Source organism: uncultured Williamsia sp. (assembly GCF_947494875.1).
Taxonomy (GTDB): domain Bacteria; phylum Actinomycetota; class Actinomycetes; order Mycobacteriales; family Mycobacteriaceae; genus Williamsia_A.
This window is the reverse complement of sequence record NZ_CANLWM010000001.1, coordinates 176459-202137: the sequence shown is the minus strand read 5'-3', so window position 1 is coordinate 202137 and position 25679 is coordinate 176459. Positions and strand designations below refer to the sequence as shown.

Here is a 25679-nt window from a genome sequence, read left to right as displayed (position 1 = left end):
TGTCGAGCCTAGGACGGGCGCCGATCAGCGCAGGATGCGCGTCAGGAACCGGTCCGCGTCGGGCAGCACAGCCGACAGCACCCCGGGGTGATCGGCGGCCGGGTAGACGTGCAGTTCGAGGGGCTGTCGGTTCGCCGTCATCTGCGCCGCCAGCGACAGCGCCGACGGGGCGGGGACGTTCACGTCGACCAGTCCCTGCCCGATGAACACCGGTCGGGTGTACCCGGAGTCCGGGGTGCCAAGGTAGCGCCGCAGGACCCCGTACACGTCGGGGATGGACGCGAGGGGTCGCGCGAACACGGTGCGCAGGTCCAGCCCTTCGGTCACCGGGCGGAGTTGTTTCCCGCAGGCGACGTCCGCCTGGTCGACGAGACGACGACCGGAGGTCGTCAGCAGGTCGTCGACGCGCAGATCCGGTCGGGCCGATCGCAGCCCGGCGAGGATGTACAGGATGTAGGCGTTGAGTGCGCGGGGCAGCACGACGGGCGGGAACTGCGGTCCGAGGGTCTGGATGACCGACTCGAGGTTCGCGGGCACTCCGGTGGCCAGACCACCGCGGTAGTCGAGACCCGAACCGGCCGAGAAGGTCTGCGCGTACCGCGCTGCGTTCAGAGCCGCACCGGCACCCTGGGAGTGCCCGAGCACTGCCCACCGTCGAGCGAGCGGCAGATCGGACCGTTCGGCGGCGACGACGGAGTCGACGACGGAATGGGCGGCGGCGACCCCGTCGAGGTAGTAGAGCGGGCCGGGGGTGCCCATGCCGACGTAGTCGGTCGCGACGATCGCGTACCCGCGCCGCAGCCAGTGTCCGAGATAGGAGATGTCGTCCGCGCTCGGCCGCTGCGCAGACGGCGCGCAGTCGTCGCCCATGCCGACGGTTCCATGTGCCCACGCCAGGACGGGCCACCCGCCCGGTGGCGGAGACCCGGGCGGAAGAGTGATCGACCCGGTACTGACGGCGGGGCGTCCCAATCCGTCGACGGTCGAGTACAGGACGCGCGTGGCCGACGCTGCACCCGGCAGCCGCAGTCGGGGGTCCAGCGGGACCGCTCGGACGAGTGTTCCCGGGCGGGACGGCACCGGGCCCGAGTAGTCACGGACGTCGAGTCCCGACCAGATGGGTGCGGGCTCCGGCGGCGGCGCCGGGACCGCCGACGCCGGGGCGGCAACGGCGACGCCCGCCGCGACTGCGAGGACCGTTGCCGCCCAACGGCGGACCGATCTCATCGGAGCACGCGGGCCACGAACGGCGTCGAATCGGGTTGCGACGCGTACACGGTGCCGGAGTGGTCGGTCGGGTAGACGTGCAGTTCGAACGGCTGACGGTTCTGTGCGAGCTGGGCGGCCAACGACAGGGCGAACGGTGCGGGGACGTCGATGTCGCGGAGTCCCTGTCCGAGGAAGATCGGCCTGTCGTACCCGGAGGCGGGGATGCCGAGGAACGCGGCGAGCTGTCCACGAGCGTTCGGGATGGACGAGATGGGCTTCGCGAAGAACGACCGCACGTCGACTCCGGTCAGCCGCTTCTCGAACTCCGGCAGACACATCGTCTCGGCGACGTCGGCGACCGAGCGGCCGACGGGCGTGAGGAGCCCGTCGATCGGCAGGTCCGGGCGGGCCTCGCGCACCGCGGCGACGATGTAGGCCAGGTAGGTCGTCAACCCGGCGGGCAGGCGCACCGGCGGGAACGTCGGTCCGCCGAGGGCGATGATCGACTCGATGTTGGCCGGCGTGCCCGTCGCGACGACCCCGCGGTAGTCGAGTCCCCGACCCCGGCTGAGCTCGGTCGCCCGACGCGCCGCGTTCATGGCGGCGCCCGCACCCTGCGACTGGCCCACGATCACCCAGCGCGGCGACGTCGACAGGCCCAGTTGCCGGAGCGCGGAGACCGAGTCGACCACCGATCGCGCCTCGACGTCGCCGTTCAGGTAGCTCATCAGTCCCGGGGTGCCGAGACCGGTGTAGTCGGTGCCGACGACGGCGTACCCCTGGTCGAGCCAGTGGGAGATGTAGTCGTCGTCGCGCGTGGACCGCTTCTGCGCCGACGGTGTGCAGTCGTCTCCGATCCCGACCGTCCCGTGCGCCCACGCCACGACGGGCCATCCGCCGGCGGGCGGCCGCGAGCGTGGGAGGAACACGGCGGCGGTGCTGACGGCCGCCTTCCCGTGCTGGTCGACCGAGGAGTAGAGGAAGCGTCGGGCGTCACCGGCGCTGCGGACCCACAGGGAGCGGTCGAGGGGGACCGAGCGGATGAGCGTCCCGGGCGTCGTCGGGACCGGGCCCGCGTAGTCGCGGACGTCGAGGCCGGACCACACCGGTGCGGCGGTGGGTGGCGGCGAGTCCGCACCGGCCGTGCCAGGAGTCAGAAGAGATGCACCGACTCCGATCGCCAGGACCAGGGTCACCAGACGCGCCCGAACGCGCGGGGAAACAATCACCCGCTGACTGTAGGCACGAGGGCCGGTACGTTGTCGCGCCATGACGCACCGGGCTCGCTAGCGTCGAGTCCGACCGCGTCAGGAGGACTCGATGGCCCAGCCCGATACCGTCGTGATCGGCGCAGGGGTCGCGGGACTCGCCGCGGCCCGGATCCTCACGCACCACGGGCGCGATGTCGTCGTGCTCGAGGCGCGAGACCGCGTTGGCGGCCGTGTGGTCACCGACCGCTCCGACGGCCGCGTCACCGATCTCGGGGCCTCGTGGATCCATGGCGTCGACGGGTGTCCGGTCGCCGCGGCGGTCGCAGCCTTCGGTATGGAGACGGTCGAGTTCACGGTCGGTGCTCATCAACCCGACGGCCGCCCGATCGCCCTGCACGGCCCCGACGGGCGACGCTTGTCGGATGCGCAGGCGCGGGCCCACGTCGCCGACATTCACGCCGTCGACGCGGCGCTTGCCGGGATCATCGCCGCCTCGCCTGTTGATGCCTCGTACCGCGACGTCACCGAGGTGGCGATCGCGCAGCAGGGATGGGCCGACGCTCGCGCAGCCCGTGTGCGGGAGTACCTCGAGCACCGCGCCGAGGAGCAGTACGGCGTCTGGATCGACGACCTCGCCGCGCACGGTCTCGACGACGACGAGGTCGTCGGGGACGAGGTCGTGTTCCCCGACGGGTACGACGTGCTGCCGTCGCGTCTCGCCGAGGGGCTCGACATCCGGGCCTCGCACGTCGTGACGCACATCGGCTGGGGCGACGACGGCGTGGTCGTGACCACCGACCGCGGTCGCTTCACCGCACCGACCGGCGTCCTCACCGTGCCTGTCGGCGTCCTGCAGTCACGCGATCTCATCGTCGAGCCGCCGCTGCCGCCGATCAACGCCCGCGCACTGGATCACCTGCGCATGAACTCCTTCGAGAAGATCGTGCTGCGGTTTCCCGATCGGTTCTGGCCCGACGACGTCTACGCCGTCCGGCAGCAAGGACCGGAGGGGCGGCGGTGGCACTCCTGGTACGACCTCACGCGACTGCACGGCGAGCCCACCCTGCTGACATTCGCCGCGGGGCCGACCGCGACGGAGATCCGGGCGTGGGACGACGCGCAGGTCGTCGAGTTGATCCTGGAGCAACTGCGTCGTCTCTACGGACCCGGCGTGCCCACCCCGGTGGCGGTCCACCGGACGGACAGGCAGGGCGACCCCTGGGCGCGCGGTTCCTACGCCTACATGGCGGTGGGCGCGACCACCGCCGACCACGACGACCTCGCGACGCCGATCGGTGACGTCCTGCACATCGCGGGTGAGGGGACCTGGACCGACGACCCGGCGACCGTCCCCGCCGCGCTGCTGTCCGGGCACCGGGCGGCATCCCGCGTGCTCGGGCGCACCGTCGCGATCGAGACGCTCTGGGCGGGGCCGGGTGCCCCGTCGACGATGATGGGCCGATGAGCGATCACGCGATCCCGACCGTCCCGTTGACCGACGCCCCGCCGATCCCGCTGGTGGGTCTGGGGACCTACAAGCTGCTCGGCAGGCCCGGTGCCGAGTCGGTCGCGACGGCCATCCGGTCGGGCTACCGCCTCATCGACACCGCGACGCGGTACAGCAACGAGCGATGCGTCGGCATCGGTGTCGCGGACTCGGGCGTGGCCCGTGACGACATCACGGTGATCACCAAGCTCGGGGGTGGCGACCACGGCTTCGATCCGACGATCACCGCCGCGCGGGAATCCGCCCGTCGGCTCGGGGTCGACCGGATCGACCTGTTCCTCATCCACTGGCCCTGTCCGAGCCTCGGTCTCACCGTCGAGACGTGGCGAGCGATGCTCGCCCTCGTCGACGACGGACTGGTCCGTGCGGCGGGAGTCTCGAACTTCACCGTCGACCAGTTGCAGATGCTGTTCGACGCGACCGGTCGGTGGCCGGTGCTCAACCAGATCCAGTGCTCACCCGCCCTGCCCCGACAGGACCTGCGCGCGTTCATGTCCGAGCAGGGCATCCATGCGCAGGCGTGGAGTCCCACCGGCCGCACCGAGGGTGTCCTCGACGACGAGCGCGTCGCCCGCGTCGCGAATGCGCACGGACGGAGCCCCATCCAGGTCGCGCTGCGGTGGTCCGTGCAGCAAGGGATCGGCGTCATCCCGAAGTCGGCGGATCCCGAGCGTCAGGTGCACAACGCATCTCTGTTCGACTGGGAACTCACCGACGACGACATGACCGTGCTCGCGGGTCTGGACCTCGGCGAGGCCGCCGCTCGTGACTCGCACGTCGACGAGGAGTTCTAGGCCGTCACACCAGGTGATCCGCTGCCGCCTCGGTGATCAGCTCTGTGAGCGTGCTGATGAGCGGTGACCCCACACCCCAGTGCTGCCAGAACAACTCGACGTCGACGTGGTGGTCGGAGAGGAGCTGCACCGTTCCCCGCGCGAGGGCGGGCGCGATCTGGTCGGCCGGGACCGTCCCCCAGCCCGCTCCGTGCTCGACGGCACGGTGGTACTCCGTCGACGCCGGGATGTAGGTCGTCGGTGGGTCGACCGAGCGGCGCGTGTGGCGTCGGATCAAGGTCGCCATGATCGTGTCGGCCCGATCGAACGCGACCATCGGGGCGCGCGCCAGATCGGCGCCGCGAAGGCCGTCGGGAAACCAGTAGGACGCGAACTCCGGGGTGGCGACCGGGAGATAGCGCGTCGCGCCGAGTCGATGCACGACGCACCCGCGGACGCGACCGGGCTCCGAGGTCAGTGCCCCGACGACCCGTCCGGACCGCAGCAGATCGGTGTTGCGGCTCTCGTCGTCACGGAGAACCTCGACGCTCACGGGATGCCGTCGTTGCATCTCGGCGATCACCGGCAGCAGCCAGATGGCAAGGGAGTCGGCGTTGGAGGCGATCGGCAACGACACCCTCGGCTGGTCCCGGGGGTCGGTCGAGTGTTCCTCCGGTTCGCCGGCCAGCTCGGCGAGTGCGCTAATGCGCAACAGGTCCCACTGCTCGGCGAGCCGGAGCAGCACCTCGCCGTCCGCGGTGGGTGTGCACGGTCGCGTCCGTCGGACCAGGAGGCGACCGGTGTCGGTCTCCAGTGCCTTGATCCGCTGGCTGACCGCCGACGGGGTGATGTGCAGGGCACGCGCCGCGGCGTCGAAGGTCCCCCCACGCACCACCGCGACGAGGGTGGCGAGACCGTCGCTCGAGACCGACATGAAGAAATACTAATGAAACGTGAGAAACATTCGCTGGTCTGATCACGGTCGCGTCCCTAGCGTCGTCGACATGACCTGGTTCTCCACCGCACTCGCGGGCCTGCTCACCGGCGCAGGGCTGATCATCGCGATCGGCCCGCAGAACGTGATGGTGCTCCGCACCGGGGTGGCGCGCACCCACGTCAGGTCGGTGGTCGCTGTCTGCGCGACGTCGGACATCGTGCTGATCCTGGGAGGCGTCGCCGGTCTCGGGACGGTCGTGAGCGGGCATCCGTCGCTCGTCGTCGTGGCGACCGTGCTGGGTGGTGGTTACGTCATCGTGCTCGGACTACTCGCTGCGCGACGGTCGTTCCGCGCGTGGCGTGGCGGTGGGGAGTCGTTGACGGTCGGCGACGAGGGTCGGCAGGTGACGCGCACCGCTGTCGTCGCGACCGCGCTCCTGCTCACCTTCGGCAACCCGCACGTTTACCTCGACACGGTCCTCACCCTCGGCGCGGTCGCCAACGCGCACGGCCCCGACCTGCGATGGGCGTTCGGCCTCGGCGCGTGCGCGGCGAGCATCCTGTGGTTCGCGGCACTCGGCTTCGGTGCGGGCCGCCTCGCGCCGTGGTTCGCCCGCCCCCGGGCCTGGCAGATCCTCGACGCCGTCATCGCCGTCGTGATGATCAGCTTCGGTGCGGTGCTGATCGGCTCCCTGCTCCACTGACCCGACGCGCGTCGGCGACGTCTGATCAGGGGACAGTCACGCCTGCTCAACAGCCGTAGTGTTCGCCGCTGTGGCGATGGTGCTCGCGGCGGTGGCCGGTCTGCTCACCGGCGCCGGCCTCATCGTCGGGATCGGTCCGCAGAACGCGATGGTGCTGCGCGCCGGCTTCGTCGGTACGCACGTCGCGCTGGTGGTCGCGGTGTGCGCGGCCGCCGACGTCGCACTCATCACGACCGGCGTAGCCGGGGTTGGTTCCGCGCTCGCCGGCCACCGATGGCTCGTCGTCACGGCGACGATCGCGGGTGCGGCGTACGTCATCGCGTTCGGCGTCGCGTCTGCGAGGCGGGCGTTCGTCCCGAGCGGGAGCATGGACGCGCGCATCCCCACGCCCGGCCTGGCCGTCACGCGCGTCGCCGCGGTCGGTGCAGCGCTGATCCCGACGCTGCTGAACCCCCACGTCTACCTCGACACCGTGCTGACCCTCGGCACCATCGCGCACGCGCACGGCCCGATCGGCAAGTGGGCGTTCGGCGCCGGTGCCTGTCTGGCCAGCGTCATCTGGTTCGCCGCACTGGGGTTCGGTGCCGCGCGCTTCGCCCCGCTGTTCGCGCGGCCCCGCGCGTGGCAGGTCCTCGACGCGGTCGTCGCCGTTGTCATGATCGGCTGCGGCGTGCTGCTCCTCGCGTCGCTGGCCGGGTGAGGTGGGACGTCGTCACAAACGTCCGCTCCACGCGAGCCGAGGGAGCATTGCCCCCTGCTCGCGCAGAGCGGACGTTTGTGACGGCGATCAGCCGGCGGCGACGGCGTCGAGCTCGGCGAGGACGTCGGAGCTGAGTTCCAGGCCCGTGCCCGCGACGTTCTCGCGGAGATGCGCGACCGACGAGGTGCCCGGGATGAGCAGCATGTTCGGCGAGCGGTGCAGCAGCCACGCGAGAGCGACCGACAGCGGTGTCGCGTCGAGGCGCTTCGCGATGTCGGACAGTTTGTCCGACTGCAGCGGGGAGAACCCGCCCAGCGGGAAGAACGGGACGAATGCGATGCCCTGTTCCGCGGTGCTGTCGACGAGTGCGTCGTCGGCCCGATGCACGAGGTTGTAGTTGTTCTGCACGCAGACGATCTCGGCGATGCCCTGCGCCTCGGCGAGCTGCTCGGCGGTCACGTTGCTGACGCCGATGTGCCGGATGTCGCCCTTCTTCTGCAGCTCGGCCAGGGTCTCGATCTGCTCGGCGATCGATCCCGCCTCGGGCCCGTCGACCGCGCCGACGCGCATGTTCACGACGTCGAGCGTGTCGAGTCCGAGGTGGGTGAGGTTCTCGTGGACCTGCTGGCGGAGTTCGTCGGGTGTCCGCGCGTGCGGCCAACCGCCCTCGTCGTCGCGACGTGCGCCGACCTTGGTGACGATGTGCAGATCGTCGGGGTAGGGGTGCAGCGCCTCCTTGATGATCTCGTTGGTGACATACGGGCCGTAGAAGTCCGAGGTGTCGATGTGGTTGATCCCGAGCTCTGTCACCTCGCGCAGGACGGCGATCGCACCGTCCCGGTCCTTCGGGGGACCGAAGACGCCGGGGCCGGCCAGCTGCATCGCGCCGTAGCCGACGCGAGTGACTGTGAGGTCGCCCAGGTGGTAGGTGCCGCCGGGAAGCGTGGTGTCCGACATGGGTGAATCCGTTCGTCGTCGTTCGCGGTCTCGTCCGCGCTGTCTTCGACGCTAATCGCGCGCGCGTCGACGAACGAGGGACTGAGGGTCCTACCCTGATCGTCGTGACCGACGCCGCCCACCACTCGCACGAGGAGTACGCGTCCCCGCACGCGCCGATGCCGATCGAGCTGCCACTCGACGACGCCGAGGCGTCGACGGACGTCCCTCTCGTCACCCAGCTCATCCGGTTTGTCGTGACCGGCGCCGGATCGGGTGTCCTCGACTTCGGCGTGACGCTGCTGCTGCAGTACGTCATCGGCGCGCCGTACTGGCTGGCCAAGGCGATCGGCTTCGTCTGCGGGACGACGACCGCCTACCTCATCAACCGCCGGTGGACCTTCCGGGCCGAGCCCAGCCGCGCCCGCTTCATCGCCGTCGTGGCCCTGTATCTGGTCACCTTCGCGGTCCAGGTCGGCATCTACTCGGCGCTGTCCCACGTCTGGGAGGAGACGGTGCTGTACAGCTTCCTCGCCTATGTCATCGCGCAGGGGACGGCGACGGTCATCAATTTCGTCGTCCAGCGCGCCGTCATCTTCCGGATCCGCTGATGCAGATCGACGGAACGGTCGCCATCGTCACCGGTGCCGCCGCAGGGATCGGTGCCGCGGTGGCCCGCGCACTCGTCGCCCAGGGCGCCCGCGTGGTGGTCACCGACCTCGCCGCCGACCGCGTCTCGACGGTGGCCGCCGAGATCAACGAGGCCGTCGGCGGCGAGCGGGCGGTCGCGATCGCCGGCGACGCGAGCGACCCGGGACTCATCACTCGGACCATCGAGGTCGCGCGGGGCGAGTTCGGACCCGTCGACCTCTACGTCGCCAACGCCGGGACCACCGCCGGCATGGGCCTCGACTCCGACGAGATCGCCTGGCACACCGCGCTGGAGGTGAACACCCTCGCCCATGTCCGTGCGGCCAAGGCGCTCGTTCCCGAGTGGGTCGAGCGTGGCCACGGGTACTTCCTGTCGACGGCGTCGGCCGCGGGTCTGCTCACCCAGATCGGTTCGGCCACATATTCGGTGAGCAAGCACGCCGCCGTCGGGTTCGCGGAGTGGTTGAGCGTCACCTACGGCGACGCCGGTGTCCGCGTCAGCTGCCTGTGCCCGATGGGTGTCGACACCGAACTGCTGAACGCCGGCTTCCGCGGGGACCGTGAGGACGGCGCGGCCGTCGCCGCGAGCGCCGTGCGGTCGGCCGGAGAGGTCCTCAGCCCGGAGACGGTCGCCGATGTGGTGATCGAGGCCATCGGTGACGAGCGGTTCCTCATCCTCCCGCACGCGCAGGTGGCGACCATGTACGCCCAGAAGGCCGCCGATCCCGATCGCTGGCTCGCGGGGATGCGGCGATACCAGCGATCGCTCATGGGCGACCAGGGCTGATCGTCAGCGCCAGACGACGCCGAGTCCCGCGGCCGTGAGCGTCAACACGCCGACGGCGCCGAACATCGCTGTGGAGACGGCACCTCCGGTGCGCCTCTGCCGCGCCCGTCCCATCCCCAGTACCGCTCCGAGGACGACGAGGATCGCGAGCTTGATGCCGACCTTCGTGTAGTTCACCTCGGTGCCCGCCGGCCACGGAAACGCCAGTGCGGCCCCGCTCACCAGTGAGATGAGCAATCCGTACTCGAGTGGCCGGACGAAGTCGCGACGTCGTGCCGCCGCCAGCGTCACCCATCCGCCGAACGTGACGGCGAACCCCACGATGTGCACCAGGACGACCACGTGTCGCAACGTTTCCATGCAGGCCTCCTGGTCGGTCTCGCGGTTTCAGTTAGACTGTAACTGATGGCCGACGAGATCCCTCCACCGATGAGTCCTTCGTTCCTCGTGATGGCGCTGGGTCGACGTCTGCGCGACATCGCGGAGGAGCACCTACGGACGACGGGGATCGCAGTCCGTCATCTGTCTGCGCTCGGGCACCTCTCCCGCGACCCGGGCCTGTCGTACAGCGAGCTCGCCCGCCGTGCGGGTCTGACGCCGCAGAGCATGCAGGCCACCCTTCGGAGCCTCGAGCAGATCGGGGCGGTGCACCGGGAGACCGACGCCGGCCGCGGTCGCACCGCCCGGCTCTTCGTCACCGACATCGGGCGAGAGCTGTTGCGGTCGGGGCGGTCCGTCTACGCCGAGCTCGACGTCGTCGTGCGCGAGCATCTGTCGGAGACGGCGGTCGCCGAGTTGTCTCAGGCCTTCCCGGCGCTCACGAGGGCTCTCGACGACATGGGCGGGCCCTGACGGCGGCGGTCACGAAGCAGGGCGGACGAGTACGGTCGGGCGATGGCAGACGCCCGGTCATCAGGTCGCGCGTCGCGTGTGGCCGACGTCGTGCGGGCGAGCCATCCGGAGCCCGGTGTCGCCGTCACGGCCCTCACCGTCGCGCTCGGAGCGTTCGGCGGTCTCCCGCTGGAACGTCTGGTGATCCTCGCGGTCGCCGTGCTGAGCGGTCAGCTGCTCGTCGGATGGACCAACGACCTCATCGACGCGCGCGTGGACCGTCGTGCCGGCCGCGACGAGAAGCCGCTCGCCTCAGGCGCTTTGCCGGTGCGGTGGGTGGTGGTGTCCGCGGGCGTCTCGACTGTCGTCTGCATCGTGTTCTCGCTGCTGTGCGGTCCGGCGGCCGCCGCGGTCCATCTCGTCCTCGGTGTCGGTGCGGCGATCACCTACAACCTCGGCCTCAAAGGCACTGTCCTGTCCTGGGTTCCGTACATGGTCGCGTTCGGGTCGCTCCCCGTGGCGGTGGGACTGACCCTGCGGCCGACGGAGCTCCCACCGGTGTGGGTCGTCGTGGTCGCCGGTCTGTTGGGGATCGGGGCGCATCTGCTGAACGTCTACCCCGATCTCGACGTGGACGCCGCGACGGGCGTCCGGGGACTGCCCCAACGGCTCGGGCGGCGGGGAATCCCTGTGGCGACCACGGTGGTCATGACCCTCGCGACGCTCGTCGCCGTCATCGGCGCCGGCGCGCACGTGTGGCACTGGGTGGCGCTGGCCGGGGTGGTGGTGATCGCGACCCAGTGCCGACGCGCCCCGCTGACCGTGACCGTCACGATCGCCGTCGTCGATCTGGTGATCCTGGTGACCGCTTGACCTTTGCGTGTTGCATGAGACAAGCTACGACGATGGCGCCGACGCTCAAACACGGAATCCCTGAACCGTGGGCCTCTGCTCTGTACGACGCGGGGTTCGTCAGTCCGTGGGACACCCCCAGTATGAACCGTCTCTCCGAGGCCACTGGCGTCCACGTGTCGACGATCTCGCGGATTATCAAGGGCCAGAACCCCAAAGGCCCGACGCATCAGGTTCTCACGGTGCTCGCCGAGGCACTCGGTCTGCCACCCCGCACCCTCGGCGGATGGATCGGCGCCGGCTGGGCGGAGCACGAGCCCTACGAGCCGCCGACGGTCGCTTCCTTCATGACGCCGGACCAACGTGCCTGTGTCGACCAGATCATCCGGGCGTTCGCGACCGCGAACCGGGCGCACGCCGACGCGCAGCAACAGATGGACGAGCTGACGGCGAAGATGGAGCTGGCGAAGCCCGCCCACCGCGCGCAGTCGAAGAAGTCAGGGTGACGACTCGTCACCGCCCGACGCGTGTCGGGGTCGTCGTCTCCATGAACTCGGTCATGATCGCGACCACCTTCTCCGGCGCTTCGGCGTGGGGATAGTGGCCGACCCCGTCGAGCACCTCGAGTCGACTGTGCGGCATCGCCTCGTGTGCGGCGTGGCCGTGGGCGACCGGGATGATCTTGTCCGAATCACCCCAGATGAGCTGCGTGGGCACGTCTGCGTTGAGGTGCAGGCGGCTCATCGCGCTCACGGCCTGTCCCCGATGGTCCACGACAGATCGCAAGGTCCGCAGGAACGCGTCGCGGGTCGCGCGGTCGGACAACGACGCATACGCCTGCCAGGACTGGTCGGCGCGCGGCGACCGCACGCCGGCCGATGCCATCCATCCCCGGATCCGACCGCCCGCGGCAACGACCCAGTGCGGGGCGATCAGCGGCACCATGAGCTCGGCACCCGGGGCGGCGAGGAGCCGCAGCGTCCAGTTGACCTCGGGCCCCAGACCGCCGGACCCGATCAGCGCCAGCCGTTCGCAGCGCTCGGGGTGTTGGTAGGTGAACTGCATCGCGATGCCGCCGCCCAGCGACTGGCCGACGACAGTCCCCCGCTCGACTCCGAGGTGATCGAGCAGGTCGCGTAGGAACGCCGCGAACGCACCGAGGGAGTAGTCACCACGCGGCTTCGACGACAGGCCGTGTCCGGGCAGGTCCGGGGCGATCACCCGGAAGCGCTGGGACAGGGGACCGATCACGGCGTCCCAGGTGGCGGAGCTCCCGGCCATCCCGTGGACCAGCAGTAGGGCGTCACCTGCGCCGATGTCGCGATAGGCGATCCGTTCGCCGTGCAGATCGGTGAACTGCATGTCGGGCGTCGTCATGGTGCCCCTTCCATCAGGGGTCGATTCTCCCGGTCAGCGGTTGACCTTGCTGATGACACCGTCGGCGAACCCTCGCAGGTTGTCGATCTTTGTCTGCAGCGGTTCGGTGTCGTTCCCCATGATGTACGGGATGCGGAACCCGACGATCACGTCGGTGACGCCTTTGTCCTCGAGTCGCTTGCAGCCGTCCGGGGTGTAGGCGTCGAACGAGATAACGTGGACCTCGAACGGCTTGTCCTGCAGACCTTCTGCTTTCTTGATCTCGTCGATGCGGGCGAGCAGGGCGTCGAGCTCCTCCGGTTGACCACCGCCGTGCATCCATCCGTCGCCGCGGATCACCGCGCGCTTGAGGGCGGCGTCGGCGTGCCCTCCGACGAGCAGCGGGATCGGTTGCGTCGGCGCGGGGGTCATCTTGATCTTCTGGATGTCGTAGAACTCGCCGTGGAACTCGAAGTACTCGCCGGTGGTGAGGCCGCGGATGATGTCCATGCACTCGTTCATGCGGCGGCCGCGGCGGGCGAAGTCGACGCCCATGATGTCGTAGTCCTCCGGCCACGGGCTGCTACCGACGCCGAGGGCGAGTCGGTTGTCGGTGAGGTAGGCGACCGAGCTCGCCTGCTTCGCGACGAGCACCGGAGGGCGGATGGGCAGCTTCAGCACGAACGGCGTGAACCGGATACGGCTGGTGACCGCGCCCATCGCCATCGCCTGGATGAACGTCTCGACGAACGGTTTCCCGTCGAGGAACTCACGGTTGCCGTCCTCGGTGTACGGGTAGGTCGCGTCGGACTCCTCCGGGTACGCGATGGAGTCCGGGATGGTGAACCCGTCGTAGCCGGCCTCCTCCGCGGCGACCGCGAGATCGGTGTAGAACCGCGGTTCGGTCATCGCCTCGGCGTACGTGAAACGCATGGGTCCTCCTCAGTACGGCAGCCCCCAAAGTAGAACATGTTCCAGTTTGACGGACGGTCGCATTCGGGCCGCGGGCGAGGTGGGTGTTCGTATGGGTGGGTTAGCGTCGGTTGGCTGTGTGCCGCCGTAAGTCCTCGACATCGCGACATTTCAGGGGTGAACGTGCAGACAACAGACGTGCAGCACGAACTCGGATTCGTGATCCTCTATCTCGTCGGGCGCGACGCGACGGCGCTGCCCGGGATCGATTTCGGCGAGACCGGCAGGCTCGCGTACTTCGCGGGCGACGGTGTTGTCCTTTTCACGGGCGCGACGTATGGGCTCACCCAAATCGTGAGCGAGCTTCTCGACGGCGAACCCCCGCTCGACACTGACTGGGAGACCGTCGAGGAAGGCTCCGTCGTCGTCACCGGAGATCTTGTGTTGCTGCCGCATCCGTCGGGTGACACCCGTTCGCTGAGGGACCTCGAGGCGATCCCGATTGTCGACGCGGGTCCGGGAACCTATCGGGTTCGTGTTTCGGCAATCGGTCGCGAGCCGGATCGCAACGATGTCGCTCTGCGGATCCAGCTGTGGGAGTCCGACGAGGTCGTCGCGCCTCGCACGCTGACGATCGGCGATGCTTTCATGCCGGAGTCGATCACCTCGGTGATCGCTCAGCCGCATGTGGCGCCGGGTCGACAGCCCGCATCACGGACTCTGCCGGCATCCGACGTGCCATTGCTCATTCGCACCGACTTCTCGTCGGACGAGGCATGGTTCGCTCTCGTCGAGGAGGTTCGCCTACCAGCCCGAGAAATCGCTGGCGCCGAGTTTGTCGCTGACGTGCGACCGATCAGCGACCGTCGCTTCGACGGTGCGACCCCAGAGGACGTCGTCGCGGCGAATGCAGAGGGCGACGATCCGCCCTGGTTCGTATTCGTCGTCGACTCGGAGACACTCGGGGGTGACGACGCCGCGGTACTGACGATCGATCTCGACGACGACCCCGGCAGCAGTTTCCGCGTGCCGGCGAACCTGCTCTGGTTGGTCGAGAGCAACCTCTCGCTCGGCAACGTGGACTTCGACGACTTCGCCCGCTCCGCGACGGATGGTGTGTTCCGAGGGTTCGACGAGGACGGCGGTTCGTGATGGACGACGCCGACGACTTGCGGGAACGGCTCGAGATTCTCGAGGCCACTCTGCGCGCTGGGGCACAACGAGACGACCTCCTCGCGATCGTCGCCTCGGCGGAATCCGATGAGGAGGCCGTCGCATCACTGGCTGAGAGACTCGGCATCACGCGACTCGGTGCCGATAGTGTCCTGTCATGAAAATGCGCCGATTCACCCCCGCGGCACAAGAAAAGGTTCGTCGTGGGCGCGGTGAGCTGGTGAAGGGATTAGGTCTCGCTAATGGGGCTGTAGACGGCAGCGAGTGTTGCGCTACTCCACCCAGATGAGTGGCGGCCCGCTGCGGAGCGTCAGGTGGATCGGCGGTGGGAGCGCAAGCGGCAAGTCCACCGTCGCGGCCCTCCTCGCCGCCCGTCACGGCTTGGCGGTCTACTCCAGCGACGCCACCATGCTCGATCACGCCAGGCGTTCGACTGCATCGTCGAGGACGTGGACGAGCTCGTTGCGTCCGGCGCGCGTGTGATCGCCGAGGGCTTTCGCCTGCTCCCGCGCCTCGTCGTGCGGCTGCTGACGCCGTCCGACCACGCCGTGTGGCTCCTGCCGACACCGGAGTTCCGTCGACAGGCACTCGACGAGCGGGGTTCGACGTGGGACATCGCAGGGCAGACGAGTGATCCCGACGAGGCGTTGGAGCGCCTGCTCGCCCGCGACGCCCTCTTCACCGACCACCTCCGCGAGGAGGTGGCCCGCCTCGGTCTGCCGTCGATCGACGTCGACGGCAGTGAGGGGATCGAGCACATCGCCGATCGGGTCGAGGCGCTGCTCCGGTTGTGACGCACGGCCTCAGACCGGTCGTGCGGTGGCGTGGCGGTCGGCGAACTCCCAGATCGTGGCGGCGAGCGCGTCGGGTGTCTCGATCTGCGGGAGATGTCCGGCGTCGTCGATGATCCGGAGCGTCGCACCGGGGATGCTGTCGGCGTACGCGCGGCCGTGGCCCGGTGCGACGATGCGGTCGGCCGCGCCCCAGACCACGAGGGTCGGCACCGCGACCGATGGCAGGCGGCCGGCGAGGCCGGGGTCGGCCATGCTCTCGCCGCCGTAGGCCAGCAGAGCGGATCGATTGCCCGCCATGGCTTCTCGCACGGCGTCCGGGAGTGCCTGTTGCGCCGCGCGGGCCGCCTCGCGGTGGGACGCGTGGTAGTTCAGGTCGACGATCTCGTCCATGGTGAGCGCGAAGAAGTCGACGATCGGCTCGCTGTCTGACGTCAGGCCCACGGCGTCGACGAGCACGACACTGCTGACGCGCGGGGAGTGTGCGAGTGCGATCTCCGCGGCGACCCAGCCGCCGAGTGAGTTGCCGACGACCGTGACGTCGACGAGTCCGAGGTGGTCGAGGAGGGTCACGTAGAGCGCTGCCAGGTCGGCGGGGGAGGTCAGGTCGGCAGGACGATCGGTGCCGTCGAAGCCGGGATGCGTCGGGACGACGACCCTCGTGGGGAACGCGTCGGCGAGGAGAGTGGCGAAACCGGCGACCGAGGCCGGGCCGGCTCCGCCGTGCAGCAGGAGGACGGGATGGCCGCTCCCCGTCTCGGTGACCCGCAGGTCGACGAGGTCGGTGCCGCTCGGGGAAGGGATCGGGTACGTCGTGGTCGTCATGGCGGCTCCTGTCTCGTGTGGTGCCACCACGGTAAGTCAACATATTGATATAAGCAACCTGATACAGCCGCCTATCCTGGCGGGGTGACACGATCGCGGCAGGACGTCGCCCAACTGATCAAGCGTGTGCAGGGCACGCACCACCGACTGCTGGACAGCGCGCTGTCGGAGCGCGGGATCACGCTCGTGCAGTGGGACGCACTCCGGCACCTTGCCCACCACCCGGACGCCTCGCTGCACGACCTCGCCCTGCGGACCTTCCAGAGCGACCAGGCGTTCGGGACCCTGGCACGGCGGATGGAGGACCGCGGCCTCGTGGAGCGCACCGCCGGTCCGGGGCGGGTTGTACGCCTGACGATGACCGACGCGGGGAGGGAACTCCTCGAAGAGGGACGCCACGTCGTCGAGAACATCCTCGATTCGACGGTCGGACACCTGTCCCAACGTGACCTCGACCAGCTCGGTGACCTGCTCGCGCGAGTGCTGGACGGTGTCAGCGCCGACTGAACAGCTCCCGACGCCCCTTCTGCCGCAACGCGACCCACTCGCGAAAGCCCGCGACGTCGCGCTGCTGCACGAGGAAGTACCACCCGAACCGGGCGTACTCCTGGGGGATCAGGCGCCGCAGTCCCGGCTGGTGCAGCAACCACCCGCGGTTGCGGTAGGTGTAGTAGCGCTTGGTCGGGTTGTCGGGGTACTGCGTGTGCATGCGACCGCCGAGGATGGGCCGGAACTCGGCCGTGCCGTCGGGATGCAGGTATGCGGTGACGAGGCAGGTCCCGAACCGCAGTCCTGACCGCACCAGCCGGCGGTGCATCTCGACCTCGTCGCCCCGGACGAACAGGCGGAGATCTGGCACCCCGACCGCCTCGATCGCGCGCGCCGAGAACAACGCGCCGTTCATCAGCGAGGCGATGCCGTCGAGCACTTCCTGCGCGGCGGTGTCCTCACCGGGCTCGAACAGCTCGGATCGCTTGCGGCGCCAGACGAGTCCGCGACGGAGCGGGAAGGCGAGGGTGTCGGCGTCGTCGATGTTGACCACCACCGGGGACAACTCGTCGTACCCGCCGGCGACGGCGCAACGCAACAGTGTCGCGAGCACCTCGGGGCCCTCGGGTCGGCCGTCGTCGTCGGCGCACCACACCCAGTCGGCGCCGAGCGCGAGCGCGTGCAGCATCCCGAGCGCGAACCCGCCGGCGCCGCCGAGGTTGTTCTTCGATCCGAGGTACGTAGTCGGGATCGACTGCGCGGCAACGAGGTCGGCGACATCCTGCTCGTCGCCGTTGTCGACGACGACGAGATGGTCGACGGGTCGGCTCTGCGTCGTCAACACCTCGAGCGACTGCGCGAGCAGGTCCCGACGGCGGTGCGTGACGACGACCGCCACGACGGTGTCGGTGGTCTGCGGCACCCTCACGCCCCAGCAGCGGCGTCGCCCGCGACCTCGGCGAGCACCTCGCGCACGTGGCGAGCGGCATCGGGGCCCTCATAGGCGCCGACGACCGACTCGATGTCGCCGTCCATCCGGATCTCACCGCGGTCGATCCACAGGGCGCGGTCGCACAGCTGCGCGAGGAACTCGTTGGAATGGCTCGCGAACACGAGGATGCCCGAGCGCTTCACCAACTCCTGGAGCCGCACACGCGCTTTGCGCATGAAGTCCGCGTCGACGGCGCCGATGCCCTCGTCGAGGATGAGGATCTCGGGGTCGATGCTGGTGACCACACCGAGGGACACGCGCACGCGCATACCGGTCGAGTAGGTGCGCAGCGGCATGGTCAGGTAGTCGCCCAGTTCGGTGAACTCGGCGATCTCGTCGACGCGCTTGAGCATCTCGCGGCGACTCATCCCCAGGAACATGCCGCGGATGATGATGTTCTCGTACCCGGAGATCTCCGGGTCCATGCCCACGCCCAGATCGAAGACGGGGGCCACGCGACCGCGGATGCGGCAGGCGCCGCGGGTGGGTTCGTAGATCCCCGACAGCAGACGCAGCAACGTCGACTTGCCGGCGCCGTTGTGCCCGACGAGGCCGATGCGGTCGCCGTGATGCAGGTGCAGGTCGATGTTCTTCAACGCCTCGACGACGACCACGTCGGACTCGTTGGCGCCGATGACACCACCGGCTTTGCCGAGCACCGACTTCTTCAGCGACCGCGTCTTGGCGTCGAAGATGGGGAAGTCGACGCAGGCACCCCACGCGTCGAGTTGGACCTCTGTCATCGCACCGCTCCGCTCACCATGTCGTCAGACCCAGTACGCCACGCGGGCGCGGTAGTTGCGGAGCACGAGCATCGCCAAGGTCCACCCTGCGACGGTGCACCCGACCACGACGACCCAGCTGTGCCATGAGATGGGGGAACCGACCAGTGGACCGCGCGTGATCTCCAGGAAGTGGTACATCGGGTTCAACTGGACGAGCGTCAGGCGGTAGTCGCCTCCGTTCGTCCTCTGACGAATGCTGTCCGCGGTCCAGATGATCGGGGTGAGGAAGAAGACCAACTGCACCAACGTGTTCAACAGTTGGCCGATGTCGCGGAAGCGGGTCGACATGACACCGAAGACGATGGTGACCCACACCGCATTCAGTGCCAACAGCATGATGCCGGGGATCACCAGCAGGATCGTCCAGCTGATGGGTTGCGGGAAGATCGCGAACATCACCACGTAGATGACGATGTTGTGGGCGAAGATGATCAGCTGCCGCCACACGAGCCGGTAGACGTGCACGCTCAGCGGGGCCGGGATCTGCTTGAGCAACCCTTCGTTGCTGGAGAACACCACCGAGCCCTCGAGGATCGACTGGCTGATGAAGTTCCAGAAGATCAAGCCGAGCGTGACGTGCGGCAGGAACGTCTGGATGTCGATGTGAAACAGCTCGGCGTAGAGGAAACCCATCGCGACTGCGGTGACGGCCGTGGCGACGGTGATCCACAACGGGCCGAGCATCGACCGGCGATACCGCTGCTTGATGTCCTGCCAACCGAGCAGCAACCACAGCTCGTGCTGACGGAACCCCTCGCGCAGGTCGTCGACGGCACGACGTACCGTGCGCGAGTCGACGACTTCGGGTGGGGGTTCGACCCCCGGGGCGACGGTGGACACGAGGGTCGAGACTACCGGGCTACAGGTATTGCCCCGTGCCGGTGACGCCGTGGCCGCCGCCCGGACCGTGTCCGGGGCCGCCCGGACCGGGGAGCTGCCCCTGCCGCATCTGCTCCAGCTGAGCCCGCGCGGCCATCTGCTGGGCGAACAGCGCGGTCTGGATGCCGTGGAACAGGCCCTCGAGCCAGCCGACCAGCTGAGCCTGCGCGATCCGCAGTTCCGCATCCGACGGCGTCGTGTCGTCGCCGAACGGTAGGGCGAGCCGCTCGAGCTCCTCACGGAGCTCCGGGGCGAGACCCTCCTCCAACTCGCGGATCGACGAGGCGTGGATCTCCTTCAGGCGGGTGCGGCTCGCGTCGTCGAGAGGAGCGGCGCGAACCTCCTCCAACAGCTGCTTGATCATCGTCCCGATCCGCATGACCTTGGCCGGCTGCTCCACCATGTCGGCGATGCCGCCTTGCTCCTCGGACTCCTCACCCTTGCCGCCCGACGGCTGCGACCCGGGGCCGACGACGATGATGTCGTCGCGGTCGGACTGGTTGTCGGGACCCGAACCGAACAGTGGTGACGTCATGACCCCATTGTGCGACAGGCCCCGACGGCCGCGCGACGACCGGTCACACGCGGCGCGACCGCCTGAGCGCCGTCACCTGCGGAGATGACGCATGCGTGCACACTCACATGTCCGAGTTCGTCCGTGTGAACGACCCGGAAGAGCACTTCTGCGCGGGTCTAAGGTGTCTGCCATGACCTACGACGTCGCACGGGTGCGCGGGCTGTTCCCGTCGCTCGGCGACGGGTGGATCCACCTCGATCCGCAGGCCGGGAGCCAGATCCCCGACTCGGTCGCGTCGACGGTGTCGAAGGCGTTCCGCGCGCTCGTGTCGCAGCCCGGCGGCGTCTATCCGGCGGCCCGTCAGTCGCAGACCGTCGTCGACGCCGCGCGTCAGGCGGTCGCCGATCTCGTCGGTGGCGATCCCGCCGGGGTGGTCCTCGGTCCCAGCCGCGGCATCCTGCTGTCGACGCTGGCGGAGTCGCTGCCGCCACGGGTCTGGTTGGGGTCGACCGCCGTCGTCAGCCGCCTCGACGACGAACCGAACGTGATCGGTTGGCTCCGCGCGGCCGACCGCTATGGCGCCCGCGTGCGGTGGGCCGAGGTCGACATCGAGAACGGCGAGCTCCCGCCCTGGCAGTACTCCGACCTCCTCGACGACTCGACGGCCGTGGTGGCCGTCACCGCAGCATCGTCGACCATCGGGACGGCCACCGATATCGCGGCAATCGGTGCCGCGGCACACGACGCCGGTGCGCTGTTCGTCGTCGACGCGACGTCCGCGGCCCCGTACGCCGTCCTCGACATCGAGGCGATGGGCGCCGACGTCCTCGTCGTCTCCGCCGAACGGTGGGGCGGTCCGCAGGTGGCGGCGTTGATCTTCCGCGACCCCGGTCGCATCGCGACGCTGCGTCCGTCGGGGCTGTCGACGTCCACGAGCGGACCTGCGCGTCTGGAGGTCGACGGACTGCACCATGCGCTGCTCGCCGGACTCGCGGCGTCCGTGGAGCACCTCGCATCGCTCGACGAGGCCGCCACCGGGAGTCGACGGGAACGCCTGGTCACCTCGATCGGCAGCCTGAACGGCTACCTCCGCCGCCTGACCGCCTATCTCGTCGAGTCGGTGTCCCATCTGGACTTCGTCCACATGGTCGGCTCCGCCGCAGAGCGGGTGCCGACCGCCAGCTTCACCGTCGACGGTGTCACCGCCGACAAGGTCGCTCGACGACTCGCCGACAACGGGATCTGCGCGCTCGTCGATCGGCCGAGTCGGGCGCTCGACATCATCGGCGTCGGCGACGTCGGGGGAGCGATCACGATCGGGCTCGGGCAGTACTCGACGCCCTACGAAGTCGATCAGCTGGTCCGCTGCCTCGGTTCGCTCGGCTGAATGCGGCTCACACCGTCAACAGCACCTTCCCCACGGCGGCGCCGTCGTCGAAGAGGTGACGGTGTGCCGCGTCGGCCTCGTCGAGAGGGAACGTGCGGTCGACGACAGGGCGGATGCTGCCGTCGGCGACGAACGGCCAGGTGGTGTCACGGACCCCGGCCATGATGGCGCCCTTGCCCGTCGGTCCGTCGACGGGTCGACCGCGCAGGTTGGTCGCGGTGACCGACGCCCGCTTCGGCAGCAGCTTCGAGATGTCGAGCTCGGCCTTCGCGCCGCCCTGCATCCCGATGATCACGAGACGCCCACCGGACGCCAGCGCCTCGACGTTCCGCGCGAGGTACTTCGCGCCGATGATGTCGAGGATGACGTCGGCGCCGCCGAGGTCCTCGACGGTGTCGACGAAGTCGTCCTGGTGGTAATCGATGAGCGTCGTCGCGCCGAACTGCGCGCAGATGTCGAGCTTGCGCTGCGACCCCGCGGTCACCGCGACCTCGACGCCCAGGGCCCGTGCCAGCTGGATGGCGTGGGTGCCGATGCCGCTCGCCCCGCCGTGGATCAGCAGCCGCTCACCGGACCGCAGACCCGCCGCGAGGACGAGGTTCGACCACACGGTCGCGGCGACCTCGGGCAGTGCCGCCGCCTCGACGAGGTCGACGCCGTCGGGGATGGGGAGGACCTGGACCGCGGGCACCGCGACGTACTCCGCGTATCCGCCGCCGGCGAGGAGGGCGCACACCTCGTCGCCGACGGAGAGGTCGGTGACACCCTCGCCGAGCTCGTCGACGGCCCCGGACACCTCGAGGCCCAGGATCGGACTCGCGCCCTGGGGCGGCGGGTAGAAGCCCTGCCGCTGCATGAAGTCGGCCCGGTTGATGCCGGCGGCCGTGACGGCGATGACGACCTCGCCGGGACCCGGTGACGGGCGGTCGGCGGTGGCGGGGACCAGGCGGGAATCGGGTCCCTCGTTCTCGACAGAGATTGCGCGCATAACTCCTCCAACCGGTGCGGACAGCCGTCATTCCCGAACGATCGTTACATAGCATGCATGAGTCATCGACGATGCTTGACCAGCGGGAATGATGCGATCGACCGACTGCTGACGTGCCCGGTCCGACGCTACTGTCGAGAAGCCGAGAAAAGGCGCCTTCCGTTGAACGCTGCGCGGAATCGCCGCGGAGAGATGGGGGGCGATGTTCAGCAGAGGCGACGACCTGGAGCCGCAGCCCGACGTCCGCGTCGTCCCGCTCCGCTCGGTCGAGAACGAGCCGGACGGCCCGCTGAGCGACGCCGATCAGCAGGCGTGGCGGAGCTTCGTCGAGGGCACCCAGGCGCTGCTGACGTTCCTCGACCGTGAGCTGGTGGACGAGACCGACCTCGCCCTGGGTGAATACATGATCCTCGAGGCGCTGGCCGACCAACCCGTGCTTCGCATGACCGATCTGGCCGGTGGCGGGTTGGCGTCACGGAGCACCATCTCCCGCCAGGTGTCGCGACTGGTCGACCTCGGCGACGTCGAACGCATCCCCGACACCAGCGACGCCCGCAACCGGCTCGTCCGGATCACCGACGCCGGCCGGGATCACCTCCGCCGCGCGGCGAACGGTCACGCGCACCGCGTCCGTCGTCATCTGTTTGCCCATGTCTGGCAGGGCCACACCGCCGACCTGGACAAGTTCTTCCGCGACATCCGCGAGGGGCTGGAGTAGCCCGGAAACCCGCTCGACCGGCTGCGTTACCCTGACCGGCGAGGGAAGTGTGGCAGAGCGGCCGAATGCACTCGCCTTGAAAGCGAGCGTGGGTGAAACCACCGGGGGTTCAAATCCCTCCACTTCCGCCAGGATTCGTGGTCCGGTGTCCGAGATCTGGCATCCAGAGGACCCACCGCGGTCACATCGTCCACGGGGCGCGCTGTCGGTGCGGATCTCGGACAGAAATCCAGTACGGTCGGCCCTGTGAGCGGCCGGGGACCGATCGACGGACGGTGGAACCACAACATCCACCATCACCGCGTCGTACTGGACGCGGTTCCCGCCGGCGCCCGGACCGCGCTGGACGTCGGCACCGGGAACGGGTTGCTCGCGGCGGATCTGGCGACGGCGGTCGGGTCGGTGACCGGGATCGACGCCGACGGGCAGGTCCTGGAGTCGGCGCGTCGGGAAAGCACTGCGGTCACATGGGTTCACGGCGACGTCATGACGCATCCCTTCGCGCGGAATCGTTCGACGTGGTCGCCTCGGTGGCGACGCTGCATCATCTCGGCGACCCGGGGGCGGCGCTGCGCCGGCTCGCCGAGCTCACCGCGCCCGGGGGTGTCGTCGTGGTGGTCGGCCTCGCGCGGACGTCGACGATCGGTGACGTGGTGGTCCACCTCGTCGGTCTCGTCCAGCATCAGACCCTGACTCGCCGGCACGGCTACTGGGAGCACAGCGCGCCGACGGTGTGGGCGCCTCCGCACACCTACAGCGAGGTACGGGACACCGCGCGGCGCGAACTGCCGGGCTGCCGGTGGCGCCGACTCCCGATGTGGCGCTACGTGATCGAGTGGCGCAAGCCCTGACTCAGACCCCGAACAGCGGGGGCAGGGCCAGGAGGACCACCGCTGTCCAGGCGACGTGGGTGAGGATCGGGGCGAGCACGCCATCGGTGGCGCGACGTTCGACGGCGGCGACGAAACCCATGAAGATCGCGGCGAAACCGAGCATCGGGTTGCCGCTGCACAGCGTGACGAGGATGTAGATGAGCGTGGAGAAGATCACCGGGTAGTGGCGGCCGAGCGCCGAGTACAGCGCGCCGCGGAAGAACAGTTCCTCGGCGACGCCGTTGATCAAGGCGATCAGTACGACGACGGTCAGGTTGCCGGCCGTCGCGTGCTCGAAGACCGAGGTGACGAGATCCTTGAGCGGCGGGATGAGTCGCACGACGAGCCCACCGACGATGAACACGGCTCCCAGCGCCAGGCCGACACCGATGCCGGTGAGGATCGGGCGTCGCCGGTGGCCGCGCCACGTCACGCGCCCCAGGTGCAGTGGTCGCGACAGCGCCGCCCCCACGCACCACACGGCGGCGAGGGCGAGTGTGTAGACGTAGAAGATCGCGTCGCCGGGCTCGGCCGAGAGCGACAGTCCGAGGAACACCGCACCGATCACCAGGAAGACGACGACCACGACCCGTCGGCGCTTGACGGTGCGCGGCGGCTCCGCCGGATGTGCGGGTTCCCGGTGGAGCACGGCTCCGCGCAACTGGTCCCAGCCCTCGGTCACCAACGTGGTCACGCGATCACCGTCCCAGGTGATGGTTCACTCGGGCAACCGCGTCGGCCGCGATGTCCCACCCGACACGGACCGCACCGGCGGCCGGACCGAACGACAGGACCAGCGCCGCACCGAGGCGCTCGAACTGGTCCCACCCGTCGGCGGAGACCGCAGCCGAGCCGAGCTTGCGGATGTGGGCGACGTCGCCGCCGGCCCAGTCCGGATCGGAGTCGGCGAGGTGGTGCGGGTCCGACAGTTCGTTCACCGGCTTCGGTGCGCCTCCGCTCAGCGCGCGCTCGACCGCGGCCCGCACGGTGAGCAGGCCGTCGGGTGGGTCGGGGACGAGCGTTCGGATGCGGTGCTCGGAGGCGTACATCGGGTAGTCGAGCGACGCGACCAGGTCGCCGGTGAGACCGCTGGGCACGGGCACCAGCAGGCCGCTCACCTTCGACGCCAGACCGGTCCCGAAACCGCGCAGCGGCAACGGGATACGCCGGCGATGCGCCACGGACAGATAGGTCATGAGGACGTCGCGGTAGCTGGACTCGTCCGCGCCGGCGACGTCGTAGGCACCCGCCGGGACGGTCGACGAGTCGGCCGCGGCGACGAGGTAGTGCACGACGTCGCGGACGGAGATGGGATCCATCTTGTTGTCGGCCCACGCGGGCAGCGGGATGACCGGCAGGCGATCGGCGAGATAGCGGATGAGTTCGAACGACGTCGACCCGGCGCCGAGCACGACCGCCGCGCGCAACCAGACCAGCTCCGGCCCGCCGGGCACCTGGAGGTGGTCGGCGACCTCGGCGCGGCTGACGAGATGCTCGGAGAGCTTGTCCTCGTCGGGCACGAACCCGCCGAGGTAGACGATCCGGGACACGCCGTTGTCCCGGGCGGCCTCCGCGACGTTGCGAGCGGCGGCGTTGTCCTTGGCACGGAAATCGCTCTGGCCGATGCCATGGACGAGGTAGTAGACGACGTCGATCGGACCCACGGCGCCGAACGCCGTCGCGGCGGCCGTCCGGTCGGAGGCGTCGAGTGCTACCGGGACGACGTCGTCGTACCAGCCGTAGTCGGCGAGGCCGTCGGGTTTGCGGGACGCGGCAATCACCTCGTGCCCCGCCTCGAGCAAGCCCGTGACCAGTCGTGACCCGACGTAGCCGCTGGCACCGGTCACCAGGATGCGCATGCCACCACGGTAGGCGTAACTCGCCGGGTGGGGCCGGGCA

The 25679-nt window shown here is 69.4% G+C and carries 30 protein-coding genes, 1 tRNA gene and 1 pseudogene; 17 read left to right on the top strand and 15 right to left on the bottom strand.

Annotated elements, in window-relative coordinates; translation table 11 throughout:
• Positions 1-24: 24 nt before the first annotated feature.
• Together Q1A98_RS01050 and Q1A98_RS01045 are read right to left on the bottom strand one after the other, a co-directional pair.
• Positions 25-1227 (bottom strand): lipase family protein, encoded by a 1203-nt coding sequence (locus Q1A98_RS01050; protein ID WP_299569199.1) that lies wholly within the window; start codon positions 1225-1227, stop codon positions 25-27.
• Complete coding sequence (locus Q1A98_RS01045; protein WP_299570479.1) at positions 1224-2366, bottom strand: lipase family protein; 1143 nt, start codon at positions 2364-2366, stop codon at positions 1224-1226. The genes Q1A98_RS01050 and Q1A98_RS01045 overlap by 4 nt, the downstream gene beginning before the upstream one ends.
• Positions 2367-2529: 163 nt before the next feature.
• Between Q1A98_RS01045 and Q1A98_RS01040 the strand changes: the two genes are divergently transcribed.
• Together Q1A98_RS01040 and Q1A98_RS01035 are read left to right on the top strand one after the other, a co-directional pair.
• Positions 2530-3885: an NAD(P)/FAD-dependent oxidoreductase gene (locus Q1A98_RS01040; protein ID WP_299569198.1), complete on the top strand. Its 1356-nt coding sequence runs from the start codon at positions 2530-2532 to the stop codon at positions 3883-3885.
• Positions 3882-4721 (top strand): aldo/keto reductase, encoded by an 840-nt coding sequence (locus tag Q1A98_RS01035; protein WP_299569197.1) that lies wholly within the window; start codon positions 3882-3884, stop codon positions 4719-4721. Before Q1A98_RS01040 ends, Q1A98_RS01035 begins: the two co-directional genes overlap by 4 nt.
• Positions 4722-4725: 4 nt before the next feature.
• Here Q1A98_RS01035 and Q1A98_RS01030 read toward each other — a convergent pair whose 3' ends face one another.
• Complete coding sequence (locus Q1A98_RS01030) at positions 4726-5634, bottom strand: LysR family transcriptional regulator ArgP (protein ID WP_299569196.1); 909 nt, start codon at positions 5632-5634, stop codon at positions 4726-4728.
• 70 nt (positions 5635-5704) lie between these two features.
• On the opposite strand from Q1A98_RS01030, the gene Q1A98_RS01025 reads away from it, so the two are divergent.
• Positions 5705-6340, top strand: a complete 636-nt coding sequence (locus tag Q1A98_RS01025; RefSeq protein WP_299569194.1) for a LysE family transporter — start codon at positions 5705-5707, stop codon at positions 6338-6340.
• Between the two features lie 76 nt (positions 6341-6416).
• Positions 6417-7040: a LysE family transporter gene (locus Q1A98_RS01020; RefSeq protein ID WP_299570476.1), complete on the top strand. Its 624-nt coding sequence runs from the start codon at positions 6417-6419 to the stop codon at positions 7038-7040.
• Between the two features lie 87 nt (positions 7041-7127).
• Here the strand turns inward: Q1A98_RS01020 and Q1A98_RS01015 are convergent, their stop codons facing one another.
• Positions 7128-7997, bottom strand: a complete 870-nt coding sequence (locus tag Q1A98_RS01015; protein ID WP_299569193.1) for an aldo/keto reductase family oxidoreductase — start codon at positions 7995-7997, stop codon at positions 7128-7130.
• Between the two features lie 158 nt (positions 7998-8155).
• Here Q1A98_RS01015 and Q1A98_RS01010 point away from each other — a divergent pair, with 158 nt between their 5' ends.
• Together Q1A98_RS01010 and Q1A98_RS01005 are read left to right on the top strand one after the other, a co-directional pair.
• Positions 8156-8587, top strand: coding sequence for a GtrA family protein (locus tag Q1A98_RS01010; RefSeq protein WP_299570473.1), 432 nt, complete (start codon positions 8156-8158; stop codon positions 8585-8587).
• Positions 8587-9414 carry an SDR family oxidoreductase gene (locus Q1A98_RS01005; RefSeq protein ID WP_299569190.1) on the top strand — a complete coding sequence of 276 codons (828 nt, stop codon included), beginning with the start codon at positions 8587-8589 and terminating at the stop codon, positions 9412-9414. Before Q1A98_RS01010 ends, Q1A98_RS01005 begins: the two co-directional genes overlap by 1 nt.
• 3 nt (positions 9415-9417) lie before the next feature.
• Here Q1A98_RS01005 and Q1A98_RS01000 read toward each other — a convergent pair whose 3' ends face one another.
• The gene (locus tag Q1A98_RS01000) at positions 9418-9774 is read right to left on the bottom strand and encodes a Fe-S protein (RefSeq protein WP_299569189.1); all 357 of its coding nucleotides are present in this window, start codon (positions 9772-9774) and stop codon (positions 9418-9420) included.
• 45 nt (positions 9775-9819) lie between these two features.
• Here Q1A98_RS01000 and Q1A98_RS00995 point away from each other — a divergent pair, with 45 nt between their 5' ends.
• From Q1A98_RS00995 to Q1A98_RS00985, 3 genes are all read left to right on the top strand, one after another.
• Positions 9820-10266: a MarR family transcriptional regulator gene (locus Q1A98_RS00995; protein ID WP_299569188.1), complete on the top strand. Its 447-nt coding sequence runs from the start codon at positions 9820-9822 to the stop codon at positions 10264-10266.
• Between the two features lie 42 nt (positions 10267-10308).
• Positions 10309-11118 (top strand): UbiA family prenyltransferase, encoded by an 810-nt coding sequence (locus Q1A98_RS00990; protein WP_299569187.1) that lies wholly within the window; start codon positions 10309-10311, stop codon positions 11116-11118.
• Between the two features lie 122 nt (positions 11119-11240).
• Complete coding sequence (locus Q1A98_RS00985; protein WP_299569185.1) at positions 11241-11603, top strand: helix-turn-helix transcriptional regulator; 363 nt, start codon at positions 11241-11243, stop codon at positions 11601-11603.
• A 7-nt stretch (positions 11604-11610) separates the two neighbouring features.
• Here Q1A98_RS00985 and Q1A98_RS00980 read toward each other — a convergent pair whose 3' ends face one another.
• Positions 11611-12474 carry an alpha/beta fold hydrolase gene (locus tag Q1A98_RS00980; protein WP_299569183.1) on the bottom strand — a complete coding sequence of 288 codons (864 nt, stop codon included), beginning with the start codon at positions 12472-12474 and terminating at the stop codon, positions 11611-11613.
• Between the two features lie 33 nt (positions 12475-12507).
• Positions 12508-13386 carry a TIGR03619 family F420-dependent LLM class oxidoreductase gene (locus tag Q1A98_RS00975; RefSeq protein ID WP_299569181.1) on the bottom strand — a complete coding sequence of 293 codons (879 nt, stop codon included), beginning with the start codon at positions 13384-13386 and terminating at the stop codon, positions 12508-12510.
• A gap of 177 nt (positions 13387-13563) precedes the next feature.
• Here Q1A98_RS00975 and Q1A98_RS00970 point away from each other — a divergent pair, with 177 nt between their 5' ends.
• From Q1A98_RS00970 to Q1A98_RS00960, 3 genes are all read left to right on the top strand, one after another.
• Positions 13564-14517: a hypothetical protein gene (locus Q1A98_RS00970; protein ID WP_299569179.1), complete on the top strand. Its 954-nt coding sequence runs from the start codon at positions 13564-13566 to the stop codon at positions 14515-14517.
• Positions 14517-14699, top strand: coding sequence for a hypothetical protein (locus tag Q1A98_RS00965; RefSeq protein WP_299569177.1), 183 nt, complete (start codon positions 14517-14519; stop codon positions 14697-14699). Before Q1A98_RS00970 ends, Q1A98_RS00965 begins: the two co-directional genes overlap by 1 nt.
• Before the next feature lie 288 nt (positions 14700-14987).
• Positions 14988-15332, top strand: a complete 345-nt coding sequence (locus Q1A98_RS00960) for a hypothetical protein (protein ID WP_299569174.1) — start codon at positions 14988-14990, stop codon at positions 15330-15332.
• A gap of 9 nt (positions 15333-15341) precedes the next feature.
• Here the strand turns inward: Q1A98_RS00960 and Q1A98_RS00955 are convergent, their stop codons facing one another.
• The gene (locus Q1A98_RS00955; protein WP_299569172.1) at positions 15342-16154 is read right to left on the bottom strand and encodes an alpha/beta hydrolase; all 813 of its coding nucleotides are present in this window, start codon (positions 16152-16154) and stop codon (positions 15342-15344) included.
• A gap of 84 nt (positions 16155-16238) precedes the next feature.
• Here Q1A98_RS00955 and Q1A98_RS00950 point away from each other — a divergent pair, with 84 nt between their 5' ends.
• A complete protein-coding gene (locus Q1A98_RS00950) occupies positions 16239-16661 on the top strand; it encodes a MarR family transcriptional regulator (RefSeq protein ID WP_299569170.1) in 423 nt (140 codons plus the stop codon).
• Here the strand turns inward: Q1A98_RS00950 and Q1A98_RS00945 are convergent.
• Genes Q1A98_RS00945 through Q1A98_RS00930 form a run of 4 tightly spaced genes read right to left on the bottom strand, consistent with a single transcriptional unit; the run spans position 16648 to position 19833 of the window.
• The gene (locus Q1A98_RS00945) at positions 16648-17565 is read right to left on the bottom strand and encodes a glycosyltransferase family 2 protein (RefSeq protein WP_299569168.1); all 918 of its coding nucleotides are present in this window, start codon (positions 17563-17565) and stop codon (positions 16648-16650) included. The genes Q1A98_RS00950 and Q1A98_RS00945 overlap by 14 nt on opposite strands.
• Positions 17566-17567: 2 nt before the next feature.
• Positions 17568-18377 (bottom strand): ABC transporter ATP-binding protein, encoded by an 810-nt coding sequence (locus tag Q1A98_RS00940; protein WP_299569166.1) that lies wholly within the window; start codon positions 18375-18377, stop codon positions 17568-17570.
• A gap of 24 nt (positions 18378-18401) precedes the next feature.
• Positions 18402-19259, bottom strand: a complete 858-nt coding sequence (locus Q1A98_RS00935) for an ABC transporter permease (RefSeq protein WP_299569164.1) — start codon at positions 19257-19259, stop codon at positions 18402-18404.
• A gap of 19 nt (positions 19260-19278) precedes the next feature.
• Entirely contained in the window at positions 19279-19833 is a 555-nt protein-coding gene (locus tag Q1A98_RS00930) for a bacterial proteasome activator family protein (protein ID WP_299569163.1), read from the bottom strand.
• Positions 19834-20005: 172 nt separating this feature from the next.
• On the opposite strand from Q1A98_RS00930, the gene Q1A98_RS00925 reads away from it, so the two are divergent.
• Positions 20006-21202 (top strand): cysteine desulfurase-like protein, encoded by a 1197-nt coding sequence (locus Q1A98_RS00925; protein ID WP_299569161.1) that lies wholly within the window; start codon positions 20006-20008, stop codon positions 21200-21202.
• A gap of 7 nt (positions 21203-21209) precedes the next feature.
• On the opposite strand, the gene Q1A98_RS00920 is transcribed toward Q1A98_RS00925, so the two are convergent.
• On the bottom strand, positions 21210-22190 hold the full coding sequence (locus tag Q1A98_RS00920) for an NAD(P)H-quinone oxidoreductase (protein WP_299569159.1): 981 nt from the start codon (positions 22188-22190) through the stop codon (positions 21210-21212).
• Between the two features lie 202 nt (positions 22191-22392).
• On the opposite strand from Q1A98_RS00920, the gene Q1A98_RS00915 reads away from it, so the two are divergent.
• The 3 genes and pseudogenes from Q1A98_RS00915 (at position 22393) to Q1A98_RS22340 (ending at position 23759) form a co-directional block, all read left to right on the top strand.
• Complete coding sequence (locus tag Q1A98_RS00915) at positions 22393-22908, top strand: MarR family winged helix-turn-helix transcriptional regulator (RefSeq protein WP_299569156.1); 516 nt, start codon at positions 22393-22395, stop codon at positions 22906-22908.
• Positions 22909-22951: 43 nt separating this feature from the next.
• Positions 22952-23039, top strand: a tRNA-Ser gene (locus tag Q1A98_RS00910).
• 115 nt (positions 23040-23154) lie between these two features.
• Positions 23155-23759 (top strand): annotated as a pseudogene (locus Q1A98_RS22340) (class I SAM-dependent methyltransferase).
• A gap of 1 nt (position 23760) precedes the next feature.
• Here Q1A98_RS22340 and Q1A98_RS00895 read toward each other — a convergent pair.
• Positions 23761-24429 carry a CPBP family intramembrane glutamic endopeptidase gene (locus Q1A98_RS00895; protein ID WP_299570471.1) on the bottom strand — a complete coding sequence of 223 codons (669 nt, stop codon included), beginning with the start codon at positions 24427-24429 and terminating at the stop codon, positions 23761-23763.
• 49 nt (positions 24430-24478) lie between these two features.
• On the bottom strand, positions 24479-25639 hold the full coding sequence (locus Q1A98_RS00890; protein WP_299569154.1) for an NAD-dependent epimerase/dehydratase family protein: 1161 nt from the start codon (positions 25637-25639) through the stop codon (positions 24479-24481).
• Positions 25640-25679: the final 40 nt, after the last annotated feature.